The organism is Pedobacter sp. (genome assembly GCF_045628745.1).
Taxonomy (GTDB): domain Bacteria; phylum Bacteroidota; class Bacteroidia; order Sphingobacteriales; family Sphingobacteriaceae; genus Pedobacter.
On record NZ_JAZQPU010000157.1, the window covers coordinates 1 to 3,923 of the forward strand.

At 40.4% G+C, this 3,923-nt stretch carries 4 protein-coding genes and 1 pseudogene; 3 read left to right on the plus strand and 2 right to left on the minus strand.

Annotation, left to right across the window (positions count from 1 at the left end; genetic code table 11):
* Nucleotides 1-119: pseudogene (locus ACR2F7_RS06490) on the minus strand (50S ribosomal protein L13); the annotation flags it as partial.
* Between the two features lie 212 nt (nucleotides 120-331).
* Between ACR2F7_RS06490 and ACR2F7_RS06495 the strand changes: the two are divergent.
* The 3 genes from ACR2F7_RS06495 (at nucleotide 332) to ACR2F7_RS06505 (ending at nucleotide 2,438) form a co-directional block, all read left to right on the plus strand.
* The gene (locus ACR2F7_RS06495; protein ID WP_432708757.1) at nucleotides 332-550 is read left to right on the plus strand and encodes a YtxH domain-containing protein; all 219 of its coding nucleotides are present in this window, start codon (nucleotides 332-334) and stop codon (nucleotides 548-550) included.
* Nucleotides 551-662: 112 nt separating this feature from the next.
* A complete protein-coding gene (locus ACR2F7_RS06500; protein ID WP_432712771.1) occupies nucleotides 663-1,730 on the plus strand; it encodes a mechanosensitive ion channel family protein in 1,068 nt (355 codons plus the stop codon).
* A gap of 21 nt (nucleotides 1,731-1,751) precedes the next feature.
* A complete protein-coding gene (locus tag ACR2F7_RS06505) occupies nucleotides 1,752-2,438 on the plus strand; it encodes a class I SAM-dependent methyltransferase (protein ID WP_432712772.1) in 687 nt (228 codons plus the stop codon).
* A 47-nt stretch (nucleotides 2,439-2,485) separates the two neighbouring features.
* Here ACR2F7_RS06505 and pepT read toward each other — a convergent pair whose 3' ends face one another.
* Nucleotides 2,486-3,739, minus strand: coding sequence for a peptidase T (gene pepT, locus ACR2F7_RS06510; protein ID WP_432712773.1), 1,254 nt, complete (start codon nucleotides 3,737-3,739; stop codon nucleotides 2,486-2,488).
* Nucleotides 3,740-3,923 lie beyond the last annotated feature (184 nt).

The following is a 3,923-nucleotide window of genomic DNA, read 5'->3' on the forward strand; positions in this document are numbered from 1 at the left end:
ATCATTGCGATCTTCGATGACAAGCGCCCCAAAATCTCGCCTTGAGCATCAACAACAACCCACTGTTTGTTAACAGTTTTAGCATTGGCTGAGACAGTTTTGTAACTTAACGTATTCACTTGCTTGTATTTAATTTGTTAATAAATCATTTATTGCCCCTAAAATTTAGGGACTGCAAAGATAGATAGAAATCTTTTAATAATCAAACGATTAGCTAAAAAGAATAATTATCGCTTATAAACGAATGTTCTACTACCACTTGTACAAAGATAAAACTAAAACGCAGTAATGCGTGTTTATTACATATATTGACAATACAAACCTTAAAAATATGACAAAAGAGACTAAAATTATTGCAGGACTATTGGCAGGAGCTGCCTTAGGTGCAGCTGTGGCCTTAATATTATCTACTGATAAAGGAGACGACCTTAAAGAGAGTGTTTCTGATTGGCTTGCCGATATTATCGATTCCTCAAAAGACAAATTAGCAGATGTTGCCAGTACAGTAAAAGATTCGGTGAAAGATTCTATTGGCAAAGTAACCGCATAATTACCATGCTTTATTTGTGCTATTCTGGGAATAGCTGAGTTAAACGGTAATGACCGCTTAACTCAGCTTATGCCCTTTCCACACTCACTATTGCCGGAACTCACGCTATTAGATGTTATACCTTGATCAATTTGAAGATTTCCCATGGAGCGAGTTGTTCCATAACCTGGTTATTGGCGTTATTGCCATTGTTACAGGTGTGGTCATTAAATTTATTTTAAAAAGGTCGTTTCTTTTTTTCTCCAGGTATTGGGCCACCTTCGTTATCGGCTCAATTGTGAGGCGCCTGAGTAAGCCTGTAGGTGTCTTCCTCCCTCTTCTCTTACTCAATGTAGCTATAGCCTTTATGAAGCTAAGCCCAACCGGGCATCAACAACTCAATAGAGTGCTGGAGATTTTACTGACCATTAACTTCTGTATCCTCGTCATTCAGTTTATTAAAGTATTAGAGGATGGCTTTTACCATAACTACGACCTCTCCAAAGCCGACAATCTAAGAGAAAGAAAGTTGAGGACCCAGCTGCAGTTTATCAGGAAATTTGCCGTAGGCTTAATTATCATCATTACCGCAGCCATAATTTTACTCAGCTTTGAAAGTATGCGAAAAATAGGAGCCGGGCTCTTAACCGGGGTCGGAATTGGGGGAATCATCATCGGTTTTGCCGCACAAAAATCACTAGGCAATCTTCTTGCTGGTTTTCAGATTGCTTTTACACAGCCTCTTAGGATTGATGATGTAGTGATTGTGGAAGGAGAATGGGGAAGGGTAGAAGAAATCACGTTAACGTATGTAGTGGTCAACATCTGGGACCAGCGCCGGCTAATACTGCCCATTACATATTTTATTGAGAAACCATTCCAAAACTGGACACGTGTTTCGGCAGAACTTTTGGGCACCGTATTTTTATACTTTGACTATAACCTGCCCATTTCGCCTTTACGAGAAGAACTCACCAAAATACTAACTAACAATCCTTTGTGGGATAAAAGGGTCAATGTGGTACAGGTAACAGACAATAAAGAAGCTACCGTTGAAGTGAGGTTTTTAATGAGCGCCAGGAATTCCTCAGAGGCATTCGACCTCCGCTGTATGGTAAGGGAGCATATGCTTGCCTTTGTACGGGACAACTATCCTGATAGTTTACCGAAAACAAGGCTTGAATACAAGCAAACTTCTTAATTTCATCCTTACCTTTGCGCCATGGATATTTTAGGCACCGCCTTACATGATTATTTCGTAAAAGGAACAGCAGAAACTTTATGGGTACACAATTCTTATGGTGAGGATGAGGTGATGCCCGTAGATTTATTTTTCAGAAGCGAACGAGAGATGCCAGATCTGGAACTAAAGGCACTGGAACTTTGCAGCGGTAAAGTATTGGATATTGGTGCAGGCGCTGGCAGTCATGCCCTGATTTTACAGGAAAGGAATTTCAACGTTACAGCCTTAGACATCTCCCCTACAGCGGTTTCCATCATGAAACAAAGAGGTGTTAAATGTGCCGTAGAACAAAATATCTTCGAATTAGAAGCCTCAGATTATGACACCCTGCTCTTCATGATGAATGGCATTGGTGTTACCGGTACGATTATCGGTTTTACGAACTTTCTTCAAAAAGCAAAAACCTATTTAAAACCCGGAGGTCAGTTGATTTTCGACAGTTCAGATATTTCTTATCTCTATCAGGAAATTCAATTCCCACTCAATGCCTATTATGGCGAAGTTGCCTTTAGTTATGAATACAAGCAACAGCGTGGAAAATGGTTCAAATGGGTATATATTGACCAGACTACCCTAAAGAACATAGCCAAAAGCAATGGCTGGCATTGTGAAATTATCATGGTTGATGAGCATGACCAATACCTTGCTCAGCTAAAAATGCTTTAGCAGAATTGCATCTGCGGAACATTCGCTCCGCAGATGCAATAGAATAATTACGCCTCTTCTTCCCAGATCATGGCAATATTGATAATGGTCTGTACTGCTTTTTCCATGTCCTGTACAGATACCCACTCCTGTTTACCATGAAAAGCATGTTCACCAGCAAAGATATTAGGACAAGGCAAGCCCATTAAAGATAACCTTGAACCATCTGTTCCCCCTCTGATACTTTGTCTTTTTGGTACAATACCAGCTCTTTCAATAGCAAGTACACCATATTCAATTACCTGAGGATGTTGTTGAAGCACCTTCTTCATGTTGCGGTATTGCTCGCTAATTTTCAATTCATAAGTAGAATTAGGATAAGCTTTCAACACCTCTTCCACTACAGCCCTTAATGTTTGACCATGCTGAATCAACAAAGCATCGTCAAAATCACGCAGTATAAAATGCGCCTGTGCCTGCTCAACATTACCATGAATACTTACAGGATGAATAAATCCCTCTTTTTGCTGCGTAGCTTCTGGGGTTAATTTATCTTTTGGCAAGGCATCAAGTATGGCGCTGAGGATTTTAATGGCACTTTCCATTTTTCCTTTGGCAAAGCCAGGATGTGTACTTACCCCGTTAATGGTTAAAACAGCACCATCAGCAGAAAAAGTTTCATCTTCAATAGACCCTAATGTTTCTCCATCAATTGTATAGGCAAAATCAGCACCTAGTTTTTCAAGATCTACCTTATCTACCCCACGGCCAATTTCTTCATCAGGTGTAAATAAAATCTTAATCACCCCATGTTTTACTTCCGGATGGGCAACCAGAAAAGCCGCAGCTTCCATAATTTCTGCCAGTCCGGCTTTATTGTCTGCACCTAGCAAAGTGGTGCCACTGGCGGTGATGATGTCATTGCCAATTTGGTTTTTTAAATCCCTGTGCTCACTTTGTTTCAAGATGATCGTTTCATCATCGGGCAAAACAAGGTCCTGGCCCTGGTAATTATAATGAATAATCGGTTTAACATTTAAACCACTGCAATCAGGAGAAGTATCCATGTGCGAACAGAAACAGATCACAGGGACATTTTTAGTGGTCGTAGCAGGAATAGTTGCATACACATATCCATGCTGATCCAAGTGCGCATCAGCAATGCCAATCGCCAATAACTCCTCCACCAAAGTTCTGCCAAGGTTCTTTTGCTTCTCGGTAGAAGGGGTGCCTGGAGAATCTGGATCAGATTGTGTATCTATTTGAACGTACTTCTTAAAGCGTTCTTCTAAAGTTTTTGTGTTATTATGATATTTTAGCATAAATTTAAAAAAAATAAAGGTAAAGAAATTGAAAATAATCCTAACCAGCATCATCATCGCTTTTTCGTTAAATGTCGTCGCACAGTCTAATTTCTACAAGCTCAGCCTCGGTGGTGGCGCAGGATTAACCAGATCATATGCAGACCTGCGGGAACACAACAACGGAGAAGCCCTCTATGGTACA

Bases quoted from the DNA above. Each gene is read 5' to 3' on its own strand.
- ACR2F7_RS06495 (WP_432708757.1), top strand. From the start codon at position 332: ATGACAAAAGAGACTAAAATTATTGCAGGACTATTGGCAGGAGCTGCC.
- ACR2F7_RS06505 (WP_432712772.1), top strand. From the start codon at position 1,752: ATGGATATTTTAGGCACCGCCTTACATGATTATTTCGTAAAAGGAACA.
- pepT (WP_432712773.1), bottom strand. From the start codon at position 3,739: ATGCTAAAATATCATAATAACACAAAAACTTTAGAAGAACGCTTTAAG.
- ACR2F7_RS06500 (WP_432712771.1), top strand. From the start codon at position 663: ATGTTATACCTTGATCAATTTGAAGATTTCCCATGGAGCGAGTTGTTC.